We start from the raw sequence: 17,638 nt of genomic DNA on the forward strand, positions 1-17,638 counted from the left end.
TCTTTTATTGCCACAAAATTCATCTGCCGGGCGTTGCGGGCACCCCTGCGATAGGAGACGAAATCGCCGTCGCCGCAGTAGGTGCACAATCCCGTGTCACAGATGGAATGGACGCCCTCCTCGTGGACGAGGTGCGCGTTCGCGGCCGCAAGGTCGAGGTGCAGCGAGCCGTTGACAGAGGTGAGGACGTCTCCGGGGAAACCCGCGTCGAGGAACGCGTCCGCGACCTCTTTGCCGACCTCGTAGCAACAGCCGCGGATGCAGGGACCCATGAGGGCAAGCATGCGCTGCGTCGCCGCTCCCCGCTCCGTCATCATGCCGACCGCCCGGGAAGCTATCTTCCTGAGGGTACCGCGCCAGCCAGCGTGAACGATGGAGACCATGGGAAAGCCGGGATCGACGAGGATAATACAGAGGCAATCCGCGGTGTTGATCACCCCGGCGATACCCCGTTTGTACAGGAGGATCCCATCGCCCTTCACGGGTCTGTCACCGTTGCCGATCACGTGGATATCGGTTCCATGCTCCTGGCTGAGCCCGACGGCGTCACCCAGGGAAAAGGCGTCGAGGAACGCCTCCGCCTGATGTCCCTTAAGCGGGGACGCAGGCGAGCGCCGGGTAAAGAACCCGTGCACGATACCCGCCTTCGTCAACCCCGGGACATGGTAATACTCCCAATCGTTCCTGCTCTCGCGTACAAATTCCTTCACAGCCCCGTCCCTTCCCTGCAAAACATCGTTTATGTAGTAGTTTACGGGTTTTCTAGCGCCCTTGTCCACGATGTTTTTCGAGAAAATCGACCATGTCCGCGGGAACGGGAGCCTCGATGGTCACGGGTTTCGAGGTCACGGGATGGATGAACTCTATCCGGTACGCATGGAGAAGGGGTCGTAACGCCGACCTCTTCGCCTTTCTGCCGTATGTCTCGTCACCGGCAACGGGATAGCCGGCGTGACTCAGATGGACCCGTATCTGGTGTGTCCTGCCCGTCGCGGGATAGGCCTCGACGCAGGAAAAACCCTTGAGCCTCTCAAGGACCTTGAAGTCCGTCTTTGCCTGCCTTCCCCCGGAATGCAGCACGGCCATCTTCTTTCGCTCCACGGGATGGCGCCCGATATTTCCCTCCACCGTCCAGGAATCGAGGCCGGGCACCCCCTCGACGACCGCCCGATACGTCTTCCGGACCTTCCTGTCTTTGAAGAGCGCCGACAGCCTCTCCTGCGTCCTCTCGTCACGAGCGACGAGAATAACTCCCGTCGTCCCCTTGTCCAGCCGATGCACGATCCCCGCTCTCATCCCCACCACCGTCGTGGCGCCCTCCTCATTTCCCATGACCCATGACCCATCACCCATCACCCGCTTCTCGCCCAGGTATCCCAGCACCGCGTTCACCAGCGTCCCCGAGCTGTGACCGAAAGAGGGATGGACGACCATGCCCGCCGGCTTGTTTATGGCCAGGAAGTGATCGTCCTCGTAAAGGACATCGAGGGGTATCTCCTCCGGCGCCACATCAGGGACCGTCTCCCGCGGAACCTCCCCCTCTATTTGCATGTGCTCCTTCAGGCGCATCGCGGGCTTGGGCGTCCTGCCGTCCACGCGCACGTGGCCGCCGTCGATCATCTCTTTCACCTTCGTTCGTGTCAGGGACAGCCTTTCGGAGAGAAAAACATCAAGCCGCACATCACGTGCGTCGCAGACGATCCTGAAACTATCGGTCATTCTCAAAGGCAGCGGTCACAGCCGCGACGAGATCTCCCTCGTCCTCGGTGAGGACCGTTCTCACGTCGAGTATGAGCCTTTCCCTTTCGATCCGCGCGATGACGGGAAGAGGCAGGCGCCTGAGCTTCGCCTCCAGGGTCGCGATCGTCATCGTTCGGGGCTCGAGGGCGACACCGACGGAAGGGATGACCATATCGGGAAAGCTCCCGCCTCCCACCTCGGAATCGACGTCGATGGTGGAGACCCCTGCGTCGGGGCATTCCTTCCTCAACTGCGAGGCGATCCGCCTCGCCCTCTTCGCGACGGCCCCCTTGTCTTCAAGGATCATCCTGATGGTGGGAATTCCGCCGGCCGCTGAATCGACATCGAGACAGAGAAGCAGCGTCGCCTCGAGGCCGGCAAGGGTGAACTTGTCTGGGCGCAGGGCCCTTGTCATGGGATTCTTCTTCATGGCTTCGAGGCAACCTTCCCCGCCGATCACGATCCCCGCCTGGGGCGCTCCCAGCAGCTTGTCGCCGCTGAAGGATATGACATCGAAACCTTTCTTCAACTCGTCCGGTATCAGGGGCTCACCTGAGGCCCCGAGGCCTTCGAAGTTGTAGAAGAGTCCGCTGCCCGTGTCGTGATAGGTGGGAATATTGTACCTCTTCCCGAGCGCAACGAGCTCTTCCGACGGCACCTCGTGGGTGAAACCGCGGATGCGGTAGTTGCTCGTATGCGCCTTCATGATAAGGCCGGTGTTGTCGCAGATGGCCCGCTCAAAATCCTCGATGTAGGTCCTGTTCGTGGTCCCCACTTCCCTGAGCACGGCGCCGGACTTCTTCATCACGTCGGGTATCCTGAAGGAGCCGCCGATCTCGATGAGCTCGCCCCGGGAGATGATCACCTCTTTGCCCTCCGCCAGGGTATTGAGGATAAGGAAGACCGCGCCGGCATTGTTGTTGACGACAAGGGCATCCTCCGCGCCGGTAAGTCTCCTCAAGACGGACCGGCAATGGTCGTACCGGCTGCCCCGCACACCCTTCTCGATATCGTACTCGAGGTTGGAATAGCCTGTCGCGACACGCATGATGGCATTCACCGCGCGCCTCGCGAGGAGCGACCTTCCCAGGTTCGTGTGGATGATGACACCGGTGGCGTTGATGACCCTTTTCAGCCCCGGCTCGATGAGGGCAGCCGCTCTTATGCCCACGGCGGTCACGATCTCGTCTATGGAAGGCACGACGGCCGCCCGTCCTTCCCTTATGTCGAGACGCAGGGAATCGAGATGCTCGCGAAGGACATCCTTCGCTATGGACTCGGGACAAGCGGAGACAAGGGACGCCCAGCCGGCGCTCTCAAGTATGGAATCCACCTTCGGTATCTGTCGCAGAAGATTGTTTGGCATATCTCAGGTAGGTTGTATCACATGAAGCGATCTTTTACAAACCGTTTTGCCAGCCGGCGAACCGGAGGTCGTCTCAATCGGTCATTTCCACTTTGGCATCGACAATCACGCAACCTTCGCCCTCATCGTAGACGATCACCGGGTTGATGTCGAGATTGACGATGCCCGGGTTTCCCGCGAGAAGTCTCGACACCCGGACGATTACGTCCCTGAGGGCGGGTATGTCTGCCGGGTTTTTGCCACGGGCCCCTTCAAGGATCGCAGCGCCTTTCAATTCCGCGATCATCCTGCCGGCAGCCTCATCATTGACGGGCGCGACCCGAATGGACCTGTCGGCCAGGATCTCGACGTATATGCCGCCAAGTCCGCAGACGACAACGGGTCCGAACTCGTTGTCGAAGCGCCCCCCGATGATGACCTCTCGACCCGGGGGTGCCATCCTTTGGATCAGATATCGCTTTGCGTCCATCGAATTGAGGGCATTCAGGAGGTCTTCGGGGCGCATGATACCGAGCGCCACGCCTTTCGCCTCCGACTTGTGCAGGAGGCTGCCTTCACCCGCCTTCAGGGCCACAGGGTATCCCAGGCGCGCGGCGGCCGCCAGCGCTTCATCACGGCCTCGCGCGGCGGCGTGGTCCGCGATAGGCAGACCCCATTGCGAAAGCAGGGAAAAACACTCCTCGGGATCGAGGAAGCGTCTGCCGGACCCGTCACCGGCCGAAACCCCCGACGGCAGGCGCGCAAAGTCTTCCGGGAAAGCGCAGGATCCGCAGCTCTTCGCCAGATAATGCCCGTAAGACCAGGCAAGGGCCCTCATCGCCTGGTCCACATCGGTGAATACGGGAAGCTCGGCCGCCTCCTTGACGCCGAACCATTCCGCCCTGTTCGTCACGACACAAAGGGCGACCGGCTTGTCATACAGCGGTGTGATCCGCGAGGCGAAACGGAGAAAATCCCTCACCTTGCCGCCGTCACTCTCGGAACTGTAGGTGACAACGAAGACAACCCCGTCCACTCCGTTCTCCTGAAGGGCCATCTCGAGGATGGGGCCGTATTCGTTGAGATCGTAGACATCTCCGATGTCCAGCGGGTTCGTCGCCGCGATGACGTTGAGTTTTTTCTGCGCGATCCCTTCGTAGAAGCCATCGGAGAGGCTGGCAAACTCAAAGCCGTATCGTCTGGCCGCATCGGCGCTCAAAACACCGTGGCCGCCGGACCGCGAGATAAGGGCAAGCCTCCTGCCCTGAAGCACGGGCAGGCTGAATGCTTTGAAACAGTCCACCATCTCCTGAAAATTGGTCACCCTGATGACACCCGCCTGCCGCATGGCCGCGTCGGCCACATCATCGTCACCGGCGAGCGCGGTGGTGTGGAATTTCGCTATCTCACCACTCGACGGGCTCCTGTTGGCCTTGAGGACCACGATGGGTTTGTCCGACGAGGCGGCAAGGCCCATGAACCGTCTGCCGTCGGAGAAATTCTCCAGGTAGAGCCCCACGACACCCGTTCCCCCGTCCCCGAGGATGTACTCGAGTATGTCGTTCTCGTTCGACATGAGTTTGTTGCCGATGCTTACAAGCTTTCGCAGACCCACGTTCTCGACGGAGCAGAGCATGCAGGTATCGTAGAAAACACCGCCGCTCTGTGAGATGAGCGACACCGATCCTTCTTTCATGTATTCCGGGTCGATGATGAAGAAAGGCAGAACGACGCCGATCTCGAGATTGACAACCCCGAAGCAGTTGGGGCCGACGATAGTCATGCCATGCCGCTCTGCTATGGAAAGCACCTCAGCTTCCAGTGCCCGGCGGTCGCCGGAAAACTCGCTGAAGCCACCCGATTCAAGGACCACGTTACGTATCCCCTTCCTCCCGCATGCCTCCAGGGTCTGAGGGGCGTACCGGGCGGGCACGAGCACCACGGCGAGGTCGGGCGCAACCGCCACCTCATCGAGGCCCCCCATTATCCTTATCCCCGCTACCAGGCCGCTAGCCGTCCCGACGGGGTAGATGTCGCCCCGGAACCCGAAGCGGACAAGGTTCTCCACTATGACACGGGCAAGATTGGATTGTGCTTCGGAAACACCGAACACGGCGATACTTTCGGGGTAGAAGAACTTTTTCATCATGAATCCTTACAGAAAGGGTGATCTCAACGCGCCTTAGTATAACCTGCGAGAAGGATGAATACAAGGCCTGTCGGGGCTTGCCGTGTTGACAGCGAAGACCGCCCTCTGTTACCATGGTGCAAAGACCAACCGGGTAACGCCGCCGGCCATTCCACATCGGGAACCACGGTTGTGGATACGGCCGGATAGACCAGAACACACAGGAGCACGGAAGGGAGACATGTCATGACAAGAAAGGAAAACGCCCTTGAGGCATTTGCCAGCGGGCTCAATTGCGCGCAGTCGGTCCTCCTGGCCTTCGCGGAGGAACTGGGGCTCGACCCCGAGAAGGGCTTGAAAATGGCAAGCTCCTTTGGCGGCGGCATGGGGGCGATGGGTCTTACCTGTGGCGCGGTGACGGGCGCTTTCATGGTCATCGGCCTCGACCGCGGGTACGCGTCCAACGTCGACAGGCCCGCCAAGGAGGCCATGTACGGGGCGATACAGGGGTTTGCCCGCGAGTTCACAGAGGCCCACGGCTCCATCGCCTGCCGGGAACTCCTCGGGTGCGATATCTCAAGCCTGGCGGGATATCACGAGGCCCTCGAGAAGGACCTTTTCCATACCCTGTGCCCGAAATACGTGGAAACCGCCGTCCTCGTCCTCGAGAGAACGCTGGGACGGTGAGCATTGAATTACATTGGTATAAAAATGCTTACATTCCCGGCGAAGGGTGATATACTTACATGAGTGTTATGAGAAAGGTGGCTGCGATACTCACGATTATTGTTTGCCTTTCCCTCGTTGCGCCAACCATTGGAGAGGCACGGCGGTATTATCACGGACCGTACAGGGGATGCTGCGGGTGTTCCGGTGACTACTGGGTGCCGGCCGCGGTCCTCGCCGGCACGGTCCTCGCCGGCGCCCTGGTGATCGGTGCCATGAACCAGAGTTCGCGACAGCCGACGCAGCCCACGGTCTCTCAACCGGCATATCGGCCGATCGATAACCGCCAGCCTTACGCCTCCCCCGATCCTGACTTCCTTGCCCGGTACAGTAAGAAGGAGGCCTCCGGCCAGTGGACGATCATCCCCGCCCAGAAGGTGGGAGACACCTGGGTCCCCGCCCACCGCGTATTCGTTCCCGATCCCTGACAAAATGGCTGCATCCGCTTGAGCCGCTCGAACCGCTTGAACGCTAAGAGACGAAAATCACAGCACCGTGGGCATTTCAAGATCCTCGGATCTTTTCACGTTCAAGCAATTTAAACGGCTCAAGCGGTTTGAGCTGTTTTCTCTTTCCTACCGTTCCATGAACTTCATATAGCATTCGCTGTATCGTATGTTGTCGAAATCCTTTTCCCTGGCGACGATGCTCCTGTTCCGCAGCCCCCCTTTCCCGTAGGCCAGATTCAGCCACTCGCACGCTTCCGACACGTTCTTCCTGAGGGATTCCACCCTTGCGAGGAGCATTATCGCGGCAAGGTGGTCCGGTTTTAACTCCACCGCTTTCCGGAGGTCGGCGGCGGAATCGTCGAGACGCTTCATCTCCCTGTACAGGGCGGCCCGGGTCACATAAAGCACCGGACTTGCGGGACTCAGCGCTATGGCCTTTGTGAAATCCTGCTCCGCCCTGTCCGGCCGCCTGTAGAAAACATACGTTAACCCCCTCTGGGAATAGAGGATAACCTGTGTCGGGTCGATCTTTATCGCCTTCGTGAGGTCTTCGATCGCCCTGCCGTACTTCTTCGTCGCGGCATAGATGTCCGCCCTCCCCTGGTAGGCCTGCCAGAAATTCGGGGCAACCTTTATCAGCGCTTCGTAATCGGCCAACGCCTCCTCGTAACGCTTCATCTTCTTCTGCACAAGACCCCGACCGAGAAGGCTCAAAAAGTCCCCGGGGCTCAAGTCAAGCGCCCTCGTATAGTCATCGACCGCCTTCTCGTGCTCCTTCATTGCCGCGTATGTGTTCCCGCGAAAGCATAGCGCCCTGACGTTCTTCGGGTCGAGTTCGATCGACCTCCCCAGGTCTGCCAGGGCCTCGTCGTATCTCTTTTCCACGTAGGATATCATCCCCCTGTGTGCCAGGGCGGCCGAGTTGGTCGGATCGATCTCTATCGCTTTCGACAGATCCGCACGCGCGGCCCCGTAATCCTTCTTCAGCTCATGGATCTGTCCGCGGCCGAGATATGCCGTGTCGGTCTTCGGGTCCATGTCGATGGCGCTGTCGAAGTCGCCCATGGCCTTGCCAGCATCACCCATACCCATATACGCGAACCCCCGCCAGGCATGTTCGCCGGCCAGGGCCTCTTTCGAAAGCCTGCCGGACTCTATGCCTTTGGTGCATTCCTGCACCGCATCGCCGAACCGACCCTGCATAACAAGGTCCCGGCAGGTTCCGGAGGCGCACGCATCCAATGCGGGGAACAGGGCAACACAGACAGCGCAGAAAAACCCTATGACGGCAAACCTCATATCACCCTCCTGTCACGGGCATCGGTCGGGCCCGTTGTGGATACTTTACACCATTGTGCCGGAATATCAAGAAAGATGCCGCTCGCGTTCATTTGGAAGAACGCTTACCCAGGGGAGATATACCCGATCCGGCTGGAAACGAAACGGCTGCCCGTGAACAATAAACTCACGGCCAGCCGCGGAATATGCTGAACTACTTGCCTGTCGCCGATCTAGCTGAAGATACCGACTGCCTTCTGGGCCATAAGGAGAAAAGCCTTCGGGAAGATCCCCATATGCAGAAGGGCCCATATGCAGATGAGCATGACGAGCCCATATCCCGGAGCCTTGTCGGCCGTCCCCGGCTCGCCGATGGTCTCCCTGAAGTACATGTACATCATCACCCTGAGATAGTAGTATGCCGCCACAACGCTGTTGAGGAAACCGATGATGGCCAGCCAGTAATACTGGGCCTTCACCGCTGTGCTGAAGACATAGAACTTTCCCATGAAGCCGGCCAGTGGTGGTACCCCGGCAAGGGACAGGAGAAAGATGCTCATGCACAGCGCTACGAAGGGGTGTCGGGTACCGAGGCCCGCGTAACTGTCGAGGTCGCTGCTGTTCTCGCCCTTCTTCTGCAGAACGATGACCACCGTAAAGGCGCCGATATTCATGAAGGAGTAGGCCATGAGATAGTAGAGCATGCTTGACGCAAGCGTCCTGTCGCCCGTTATGAAAGCGACCAGTATGTATCCGGCGTGGGCGATGCTCGAATACGCCAGCATCCGCTTGATATCACGCTGGACAAGAGCGGTGATATTCCCGACACACATCGTCAGCACCGCCAGCACCCAGATAATCTCCGACCAGCCGAACTGGAAGGGAACGAAGGCGGTGAAGAAGACGCGTATCAGGGCCCCGAAGGCCGCAGCCTTCACACCCGTCGCCATGTAAGCGGTGATGGAGGTCGGAGCGCCCTGGTACACGTCGGGCGTCCACATATGAAAGGGCACCGAGGCTATCTTGAAACCGAAGCCGACGATGAGAAACCCCAGACCTATTATGAACATCGTCGCCGAAAAGGGCTGCTTCATGAGAAAGAACTTCTTGAGCTCGGCCACATCCACAAGCCCCGTGGACCCGTAGATCATTGCCATCCCGTAGAGCAGGAATGCCGTCGCGAAGGCGCCAAGGAGAAAATACTTCAGCGCCGCCTCCACGGACGACAGGTTGCCTCTCAGGAGCCCGCAGAGCACATAGATCGAAAGGGACATGACCTCGAGGCCGATGAAGATCGTGACGAAATGATGCGACGATGTCATGACCATCATGCCGAGAACCCCGAACATCAGGAGCGCGTAGTATTCCCCCGACCCTATCTCTTCCCGGTCAGCGTAGCTGAGGGAAACCACGGACACGAGGACAAGGATGGCTATGAAGAGACCCTTGAAGAAGGTCCCGTAATTATCGATGGTATAGAGCTGGTTGAACACCTCCTGGTTCGCACCCCAGAGGTTCACCGTGAAGTACAGGGCGCAAACGGACCCGACCACGGAAAGCACACCGCATGTCTTCGAGGCGACAGGTCCCCTCGTCAGGCCGCCGACGATAAGCAACAGAAGCCCCCACCCGGCCAGCATGATCTCGGGCATTATCCATCTAAACTCACAGGCAGGTATCATTGAAGCGTCCATTAACAGGCACCCCTATCTTGTCATATTCGTGTTCGTCACTTCCCGGGCCATCTTCGCCGGGACCGTGTTCCCTTCGAGAACCCGCGCCTGGGCACTCTTCTGCTTCACAAAGGCCAGATATTCTGTCACTGACGTGTCCATCTTCTTGAAGAACATCTTCGGGTACACACCCATCAGGATTATGAAGAACACCATGCACGTGAGTATGAGGATCTCGCGGCCGTCAAGGTCCTTCAGGTTCCTGTTCTCTTCCTTCGTCACCACCCCGAACATCACTCTCTGGAACATCCAGAGCATGTAGACCGCTCCCAATATGACGCCGGTGGTCGCGAGCGTACCGTAGACAACGTTATTCTTGAAAGCACCCATCAGGATCAGAAACTCGCCGACAAAACCGTTCGTTCCCGGCAATGCGACGGATGAAAGGGTGATTATCATGAAAAAGGTGGCGAATATGGGCATCACCTTCGAAAGGCCGCCGAAGTCGGCTATCATCCTCGTGTGCCTTCTCTCGTATATCATGCCGACGATAAGGAAGAGGCCGCCCGTTGATATGCCGTGGTTGAGCATCTGGTAGATACCGCCCTGAACCCCCTGCATGTTGAAGGCGAATATTCCGAGCATAACGTAGCCGAGGTGGCTTACGCTCGAGAAGGCGATCAGCCTCTTCAGGTCAGGCTGCATCATGCTGACGATGGCGCCGTAGATGATGCCGATAACCGCCAGTATCGACATGAGGGGAATCGCGTCGATCGCCGCGGCCGGGAAAAGAGGGATTGCGAACCGGATAAAACCGTAGGTCCCCATCTTCAGGAGAACCCCGGCGAGAATGACGCTGCCCGCCGTCGGCGCTTCCGTATGGGCGTCCGGCAGCCAGGTGTGCACCGGGAACATGGGAACCTTGATGGCAAAGGAAAGGGCAAAGGCCCCGAAGAGCCAGTACTGCTTCGCGATGGGAACACTTGCCTTGTAGAGCTCAAGGACGTTGAAGGTGTACACGCCGGTGCTGTTGTAGTAGAAGAAGTAGAGCGTCAGGATCGCAACGAGCATGAGGACGCTTCCCGCCATGGTGAAAAGGAAGAACTTTATGGCGGCGTATATCCTCCGCGGGCCGCCCCATACACCGATGAGGAGGTACATGGGGATCAGCATCAGTTCCCAGAACACGTAGAAAAGCACGAGATCCAGGGCGCAGAGTGTCCCTATCATCGCCGTTTCCAGGAAGAGGAAGGTTATGTAGTACTCCTTGACCTTGTCCTCGATGGCCTTCCAGGAACAGAGCACGCATATGACCGTAAGGAATGTCGTCAGGAGGACAAGCAGAAGACTGATCCCGTCTATGCCCAGAAAGTAGCTGATGCCCCATTCGGGAAACCAGTCCGCCTTTTCAACGAACTGCATCGTCTTCGCAGCGTCATCGAACTTCCAGAAGAGAGGGAGCGACACGGCGAGCTCTATCAGGGAGATGACAAGGGTGAAGACCTTGATGAACTGAGCATTCCTGCGATTGGCAAAAAGCAGGATCACTGCCCCGAGGAGCGGAAAGTATATGAGGAAGCTGAGTATTGGGACCGACATTACCGTCATGAACACACCTTCACAAGATTCTCGAAATAAGATAGCCGATAACGATGATCGCGCCGAATATTATCGCAAACGCATAGCCCTGAACGAATCCGCTCTGTATCTTCCGGATGAGACTGCCGATGCCCGACAGCGCCGCGGCTATCCCGTTTATGATGCCGTCGATGATCGTCTCGTCGAAAAAGTCCTTGCAGACCTTTCCGAGTTTGAACAGTCCCTTCACGAATATGAATCCGTACAGTTCATCCACGAAATACTTGTTGTGCACCAGCGTGAACAGGCCGTGGAACTTCTCCACGAACCTCTTCGGGATATTGGGGTTCTTCATGTAGAACAACCAGGCGATGAATATCCCCAACAGGCCGATGATGATGGCCCCGATCATGAGCTGCATCTCCGCGCTGGTTTCCGCCCCGTGGCCTTCGGCGGCCGAGGCGAACGCCGTGCTCACAATGCCGAAACCGCCTGAATGCGTTGCCGCGGCCGGGGCATGGTGACCGACGACCGGCTCAAGCCATTTCTCTATGTGGTTCGAACCCCCCAGCAGGTGGGGCACGCCGACATAGCCTCCGATGATGCTGAGAACCGCCAGGACCATGAGCGGTATCGTCATGACCTTCGGCGATTCGTGGATATGATGCTTCACCTCTTCTGACGCCCTGCATTCGCCGTGGAAGGTGTTAAAGAACATCCTGAACATGTAGAAGGCTGTGAGCCCAGCGGTGACCGCGCCCAGCGCCCAGAACCAGAAACTGTGGTACCTGCTGAAGGCCATCCAGAGTATCTCGTCCTTGCTGAAGAAACCCGACAGGCCCGGGACGCCGGCTATCGCCAGGCAGGCGATCAAGGTGGTCCAGTACGTGATGGGTATCTTCTTCCGCAGGCCGCCCATCTTCCTCATGTCGAGCTCCCCGCTCATCGCGTGCATCACGCTGCCCGCGGCGAGAAAGAGCAGGCCCTTGAAGAAGGCGTGGGTCATGAGGTGAAAGATGCCCGCGGCATAGGCCCCGGCACCGACGCCGACGAACATGTAGCCGAGCTGGCTCACCGTCGAGTAAGCAAGGACGCGCTTGATATCATACTGCGCGCAGCCTATGGTCGCCGCGAAGAACGCTGTCAAGAGACCCACGACGGTGACAACAAGCAGCGTCGTCGGAGCAAGGACATAGAGGAAGTTCAGCCGGGCGATCATGTAGACGCCGGCGGTAACCATCGTCGCGGCGTGGATCAGCGAGCTGACAGGCGTCGGGCCTTCCATGGCGTCGGGAAGCCACACATACAGAGGTATCTGTGCCGACTTGCCCGTGGCACCCACGAAGAAAAGAAGGGTTATTATCGTTGCCAGGCCAGGACCGAGAAGATGGGCGTTCGCCTGGAGCTCCGAGAATTTCAGAGTCCAGACCCCGGCGGCCCCGAGGGCTCCCACGAGGGTGAACACACCGAGGAGGAAGCCGAAGTCTCCGATCCTGTTCACGATGAAAGCCTTCTTGCCGGCATTGGAGGCGGAATCCTTCTCGTACCAGAAGCCGATGAGCAGGTACGAGCAGAGTCCCACACCCTCCCATCCGACGAACATGAGAAGGACATTGTCACCCGTCACGAGCGTGAGCATCATGAAGACAAAGAGGTTGAGATAACAGAAGAACCGCCTGAACCCCGGGTCGTCATGCATGTAACCCACCGAATATATGTGTATCAGGGACCCCACACCGGACACGACGAGGCACATGATTATCGACAGGGCGTCGATCCTGAAACCGATCTGTGTCTTGAAATCCCCGGACACGATCCAGTCGAAAACGGTCTTCTCGAAGACCCTGCTTTCAGGCGCAAGCTGCAGGAACTGGACGAAGATGGTTGCCGACACCGCGAAGGATGCTATGACCGAAAGGCAGGCAACCCAGGCGGTCAGTGTCTTCGGGAAACGAATCCCGACAAGGCCGTTTATGAGGAACCCGATTGCCGGAAACGCCGGTATAAGCCAGATAAGGTCAGCCATTTAAAACCCCTTCTTTACCCCTTGAGCAGATTAAAATCGTCAACGTGCACCGTGCCCTTCAGCCTGAATATGAGCACGAATATGGCGAGCCCCACCGCCGCCTCCGCTGCCGCAACGGCCATGATGAAGATGACGAAGATGGTCCCGTCCAGTGAATTGAGAAAATTCCCCGAGGTGATGAAGCTCAGGTTCACCGCGTTCAGCATGAGCTCTATGCACATGAAGATCACGATCGCGTTCCGCCGTGTAATGACACCCACCGCCCCCACGGTGAAGAGCACCGCCGAAAGCAGGTAATAGAGGGTCTGCGGTATCTCGGGCAACATTCTCTCCCTCCTAATCCTTTCTTTTCCTCGCAAGCAGTACGGCCCCGACGATGCCTACGAGGAGAAGTATCGAGGCGATCTCGAAGGCGAAGGCATACTTGCCGTAGAGGAGCGTACCCACGGCCCTGACATTGCCAACCTCGGCCATCTTCTGAACGCTCCAAACCCCTTTTTGTCCCGCGTCGCTATACGTGAACACCCCCGCCAGAACCTGCAGGAAAAGCATTATGGTAATGACCCCGCCTATAAGCTTGGCAAAGGAAAGCTTTCTCTTCCACTGCGCGCCCCATTCCAGGTGGATCAGCATTATGACGAAAAGGACGAGCATCATGATCGCCCCGGCATAGACCATGACCTGGGCCACGGCGATGAACGTCGCGTTGAGCAGCACATAGAGGATCGCGACGGAGAAGAAGGTCACGATCAGCCAGAGGGCGCTGTGGATGGGGTTTTTCCTTGTCACCATCATGAGCGACGATCCCGTCGCCACAAGGGCCGCAACAACAAAGATAAACCATTTGAATCCGATACCGATGCCGATCATTTTCTATCCTCATACATGGCAAGGAGTTTCTTCATGTCCAGTACAAAATCCTCTTTCCGGTAATGCGCCTGTTCGTAGTCTTTGCCGAGATTGATGGCGTTCACCGGGCAGGCGTCCTGGCAGAAGCCGCAGTAGATGCATCGCCACGGATCGATCTCGTATCGTATCGGATAGCGTTTGCCATCGAATCTCTCGCCTATCTCCAGCGTGATGCACTGGTTGGGGCAGACCTTGACGCAGAGGCCGCAGGCGACACAGGCCGTTTCCCCGGCCTCGTTCTTCTTGAAGTAGTGTATACCACGCCATCTTTCGGGGACTTCGTGTTTCTTCTCCGGATACTGATAGGTTATGGGCTTTGTGAAGACCCGCGTGAACGTCAGCCTGAGACCTTTGAGAAGGGGCAGTATCTGTTTCATCACAGCACCCCCATTGCCACGAGGGCCGCGGTAACGACAACGTTGGCCAGGGTGAGGGGCAGGAGAACCTTCCATCCGAACTGCATGATGTGGTCGTATCTCAACCTGGGGTATGTCCCCCTCTCCCAGATGAAGAAGAAGATGACACAGAAGACCTTTATCAGGAACCAGATCGGACCGGGCAGCCAGGGCCCCATCCATCCGCCAAGGAACAGGGTGGTAACGATGGCGGCCACGGTGAACATGTGGGCGTACTCGGCGATCATGAACGTCGCGAACTTCATACTGCTGTACTCGATGTTGAAACCGCATGCCAGCTCGCTCTCCGACTCGGGCATATCGAAAGGCGTCCTGTTTATCTCCGCGAGTCCGGCCACGAGGTAGAAAAGGAAGCCTGCCGGGTACTTGATCACGAACCACATCCCTTCCTGCGCCGTAACGATGTCACGGAGATTGAGGGACCCGGCGAGGATGATGGTACCGATGACCGCAAGGCCCAGAGCCACTTCGTAGCTGATCATCTGCGCCGCGGCACGCAGGGCCCCAAGCACACCGTACTTGTTCCCCGATGCCCACCCGCCGAGAACGACGCCGTATTCACCCAGGGTCGCGAGAGCGAGGAGATACAGAAGGCCCGTATCCAGGTCAGCCACGACCAGCTTGATCTGCCTGCCCAGGAAGGTCACGGTGTCTCCGAAAGGGATGACCGCGAACATGGAGAGAGCCGCGAAGAGGGATATTCCCGGTGCAAGCACGTAAAGGGTCTTGTCCGCCTCATCGGGTATGATATCTTCCTTGAAGAAGGACTTGACGCCGTCCGCGATCGGCTGAAGAAGACCGAAAGGCCCCACCCTGTTGGGACCGGGCCTGACCTGCAGACGGCCGAGGAGCTTTCGCTCGAGGAGAGTGGTGTAGGCCACGCACCCCATGAGGACGAGCACCACGACGATGTTCTTGACCACCATTTCAATCAAAGTATAGAGCGATTCCATGCCTTAACCTTTTTTCACCGTCACTGCGATGTGTTTGCCGTATTCGTCGGCAAGTTTCAATATGTCCTGCCTGTTCTTCAGCATCCTGTATTCAAGCACGCCCTTGCCAAGGCCTTCTTTGACCGTGACAGGCTGCTGCAGTGTCCCGTGGTCCGATTCGACGATGACCTGACCACCGTCGGCTATGCCCAGTGCCGCGGCGTCTTCCGGTGATATGAAGAGCCTGTCTCCGGCAACCGCGGGATTCTGGAGGTATACCATCTTCGAGTAGACACCCTGTCCCGCCAGATGATGATGGAAGAAGACATTCCTCAGGACAAGGGTAAAGGGCCGCGCCGGCTTGTCCGCTTCGGCCCTGACCGCTGACGCGAGGCGCGCCTGACCGTTCGTGGGCCTGACCATCGCCCTGCCGCTGTCGTCCGCCACGAGGACCTCCTTCCCGAACAGGACCGTGGATGCCTCCTGTTCGTCCCTGTACAGACCGCCGCCCAGCCGGTCGAGGAGGAGTCTCAGGAAGTCGAATCCAGGTGACGATCCGCCTTCAGCACGCGCCACCTTGCGCATGAAACCGTCTTCCGCGACATAGCTGCCGTCCTTCTCAGCAAAGCTGCCGGAGGGGACGACAACATGCGCGTGCGCGGAGGCGCCCGTCGGGAACATGTCGCAAACCGCCACAAACGTCTTGTTCTTCAATGACTCTTCCACTCTCTTTCCGCCGAGGTAGTGGAAGGGATCGTCCTCATAGATAAAGAGGCCCTCCGCCTCACCCAGAACATCCCCGGAAGAGACGGCATCGGGCAGAACCGAAAGGACACCGACGGCGTTGGACTGGAGCGCGGTGGGCATCACGACCCCCGCCTTCTGAACACCCTTCACGAGGCAGAGGTTGAGGAGTGCTTCCATACTCTCCGTCCTGTCGCTCACACCCGTTCCGAATATGACGGCCACGCGGGAGGCCGCGGCGAAAAGAGCATAGAACTTGTCCACGCTCTTCTCGTCGGCCCCGGTCCGTACTGCATCCCCTTTACCTCCACCGGCACTACCCGGGAAACCTTCCAGACTCCCCGCCTCAGGGTCGTTCTTTTTGTCCGCGATCAGCTGCGACGCGACGGCGTTGAAAAACAATGCGTCGGAGCCCGGGGTGACCTTCACCCACACGTCACAGGCTCTCGTCAGTGCCGTGGGGGAAGGATCGACGACCGCTACCTTCGCACCCTTCATCTTGACCGCCTCCCGTACCTTATTGGCAAGGAGATGGTTGTTGCCGAGAAGATCGGCACCGGCAACGACCACAAGATCACAGCCATTGATCGCATCGTATTCGTAAGGATAGGGAATTCCCATGCGGCGCAGCGCTTCGAGCACCCTGCCCGTATGGTAGTACCCGGCGGTCCCGAACCGGGTCTTCGAGAACGTGCCCGCGATCTGTGAGATCATGTAGGCTTCCTCGTTGGTCGCCCGGGGGGACACGATGAAACCGATCGTCCTACCCTCCTTGTCGAGCTTCGCGAGGGCGGCCGCGGTTGCCTCGACTGCCTCGACAAGGGTGGCTTCTGATACCGCCGCGCCCTGTCTGACGGTCGGCGTCGCAAGCCGTGCCTCGTTGTTGGCGAAGTCGTACCCGAAGCGTCCCATCACACAGAGGGAACCCTTGTTGGGAAGACGCTCCGGACGGGTCACGACCTTCGTCACGAACCTGTCCTCGAACACGTCGAGATCTAGGGAGCAGCCGAAACCGCAGTGAGGACAGGTCGTCGTCTGCCGCTTCGTCTGCCACTTCCTGCTCTTCAGGGGGCTTTCCTGTTCGGTGAGGGCTCCGACAGGACATACGGAGAGACACTCGCCGCAGGATATACAGTCCTCGGGCGTCTTCGGGGCCATGGCCGCTTCTATGCCGCTCCCCGTCAGTTCCAGGACCCTGCGACCGGAGATCTCCCGGCACGCATGGACGCAACGCAGACAGAGCACGCATCTGTCCTCGGAATACCTGATCAGCGCCGTGGCGTAAGGTTTCGCTTTCTTGGGCTCCCGCCCGGCGGTAAGGTCGACGGATTCGATCTTGTGTTCGAAAACGAGGTCCTGCAGACGGCATTCCCCGCCGGAGTCACAGATGGGACAGTCAAGGGGGTGATTGATGAGAAGGAACTTGAGGTATTCCTGACGCATGGCGAAGAGTTTTTCCGACCGGGTCGTGACCGATATGCCCTCCACGGCGGCCGTGGTGCACGATGTCATCGGCTTTTCGTACCCCTCGATCTCAACTATGCAGAGCCTGCAGGAACCAATGGGGAGAAGGTTCTCGTGGTAGCACAGAGTGGGGATGTAGATGCCGTTCTCCCGTGCAGCTTCGAGTATCGTCTTGCCTTTCTCGGTCTTTATCTCTTTGCCGTCTATCTTGAGTGTTATCATTCCCGTTC

At 58.5% G+C, this 17,638-nt stretch carries 15 protein-coding genes; 2 read left to right on the forward strand and 13 right to left on the reverse strand.

Going from position 1 to position 17,638, the window contains the following annotated elements; translation table 11 throughout:
• The 4 genes from GXX82_12240 to GXX82_12255 all read right to left on the reverse strand — a co-directional run.
• Window positions 1-710: polyphenol oxidase family protein (locus tag GXX82_12240; GenBank protein NLT23808.1), on the reverse strand; the 710-nt coding region annotated here is incomplete at its 3' end.
• A 52-nt stretch (window positions 711-762) separates the two neighbouring features.
• Window positions 763-1,719: an RluA family pseudouridine synthase gene (locus GXX82_12245; protein NLT23809.1), complete on the reverse strand. Its 957-nt coding sequence runs from the start codon at window positions 1,717-1,719 to the stop codon at window positions 763-765.
• Window positions 1,709-3,106, reverse strand: coding sequence for an L-seryl-tRNA(Sec) selenium transferase (locus GXX82_12250; GenBank protein ID NLT23810.1), 1,398 nt, complete (start codon window positions 3,104-3,106; stop codon window positions 1,709-1,711). Before GXX82_12250 ends, GXX82_12245 begins: the two co-directional genes overlap by 11 nt.
• Window positions 3,107-3,179: 73 nt before the next feature.
• Window positions 3,180-5,234 (reverse strand): hypothetical protein, encoded by a 2,055-nt coding sequence (locus tag GXX82_12255; GenBank protein ID NLT23811.1) that lies wholly within the window; start codon window positions 5,232-5,234, stop codon window positions 3,180-3,182.
• Between the two features lie 225 nt (window positions 5,235-5,459).
• Between GXX82_12255 and GXX82_12260 the strand changes: the two genes are divergently transcribed.
• Together GXX82_12260 and GXX82_12265 are read left to right on the forward strand one after the other, a co-directional pair.
• Window positions 5,460-5,900: a C_GCAxxG_C_C family protein gene (locus GXX82_12260; GenBank protein ID NLT23812.1), complete on the forward strand. Its 441-nt coding sequence runs from the start codon at window positions 5,460-5,462 to the stop codon at window positions 5,898-5,900.
• Between the two features lie 59 nt (window positions 5,901-5,959).
• Window positions 5,960-6,367, forward strand: a complete 408-nt coding sequence (locus GXX82_12265) for a hypothetical protein (GenBank protein NLT23813.1) — start codon at window positions 5,960-5,962, stop codon at window positions 6,365-6,367.
• A gap of 147 nt (window positions 6,368-6,514) precedes the next feature.
• Here the strand turns inward: GXX82_12265 and GXX82_12270 are convergent, their stop codons facing one another.
• From GXX82_12270 to GXX82_12310, 9 genes are all read right to left on the reverse strand, one after another.
• Complete coding sequence (locus tag GXX82_12270) at window positions 6,515-7,687, reverse strand: tetratricopeptide repeat protein (protein ID NLT23814.1); 1,173 nt, start codon at window positions 7,685-7,687, stop codon at window positions 6,515-6,517.
• 212 nt (window positions 7,688-7,899) lie between these two features.
• Entirely contained in the window at window positions 7,900-9,348 is a 1,449-nt protein-coding gene (locus GXX82_12275) for an NADH-quinone oxidoreductase subunit N (protein ID NLT23815.1), read from the reverse strand.
• A gap of 24 nt (window positions 9,349-9,372) precedes the next feature.
• The gene (locus GXX82_12280; protein ID NLT23816.1) at window positions 9,373-10,938 is read right to left on the reverse strand and encodes an NADH-quinone oxidoreductase subunit M; all 1,566 of its coding nucleotides are present in this window, start codon (window positions 10,936-10,938) and stop codon (window positions 9,373-9,375) included.
• Between the two features lie 19 nt (window positions 10,939-10,957).
• The gene (gene nuoL, locus GXX82_12285) at window positions 10,958-12,943 is read right to left on the reverse strand and encodes an NADH-quinone oxidoreductase subunit L (GenBank protein NLT23817.1); all 1,986 of its coding nucleotides are present in this window, start codon (window positions 12,941-12,943) and stop codon (window positions 10,958-10,960) included.
• A gap of 14 nt (window positions 12,944-12,957) precedes the next feature.
• Window positions 12,958-13,257 (reverse strand): NADH-quinone oxidoreductase subunit NuoK, encoded by a 300-nt coding sequence (gene nuoK, locus GXX82_12290; GenBank protein NLT23818.1) that lies wholly within the window; start codon window positions 13,255-13,257, stop codon window positions 12,958-12,960.
• 22 nt (window positions 13,258-13,279) lie between these two features.
• Window positions 13,280-13,813: an NADH-quinone oxidoreductase subunit J gene (locus GXX82_12295; GenBank protein NLT23819.1), complete on the reverse strand. Its 534-nt coding sequence runs from the start codon at window positions 13,811-13,813 to the stop codon at window positions 13,280-13,282.
• On the reverse strand, window positions 13,810-14,229 hold the full coding sequence (locus tag GXX82_12300; GenBank protein ID NLT23820.1) for an NADH-quinone oxidoreductase subunit I: 420 nt from the start codon (window positions 14,227-14,229) through the stop codon (window positions 13,810-13,812). The genes GXX82_12295 and GXX82_12300 overlap by 4 nt, the downstream gene beginning before the upstream one ends.
• Complete coding sequence (gene nuoH / locus GXX82_12305) at window positions 14,229-15,221, reverse strand: NADH-quinone oxidoreductase subunit NuoH (protein ID NLT23821.1); 993 nt, start codon at window positions 15,219-15,221, stop codon at window positions 14,229-14,231. Before nuoH ends, GXX82_12300 begins: the two co-directional genes overlap by 1 nt.
• Window positions 15,222-15,224: 3 nt before the next feature.
• On the reverse strand, window positions 15,225-17,630 hold the full coding sequence (locus GXX82_12310) for a molybdopterin-dependent oxidoreductase (protein ID NLT23822.1): 2,406 nt from the start codon (window positions 17,628-17,630) through the stop codon (window positions 15,225-15,227).
• Window positions 17,631-17,638: the final 8 nt, after the last annotated feature.

Origin of the sequence: Syntrophorhabdus sp., assembly GCA_012719415.1 — a bacterium.
Taxonomy (GTDB): Bacteria; Desulfobacterota; Syntrophorhabdia; order Syntrophorhabdales; family Syntrophorhabdaceae; genus Delta-02.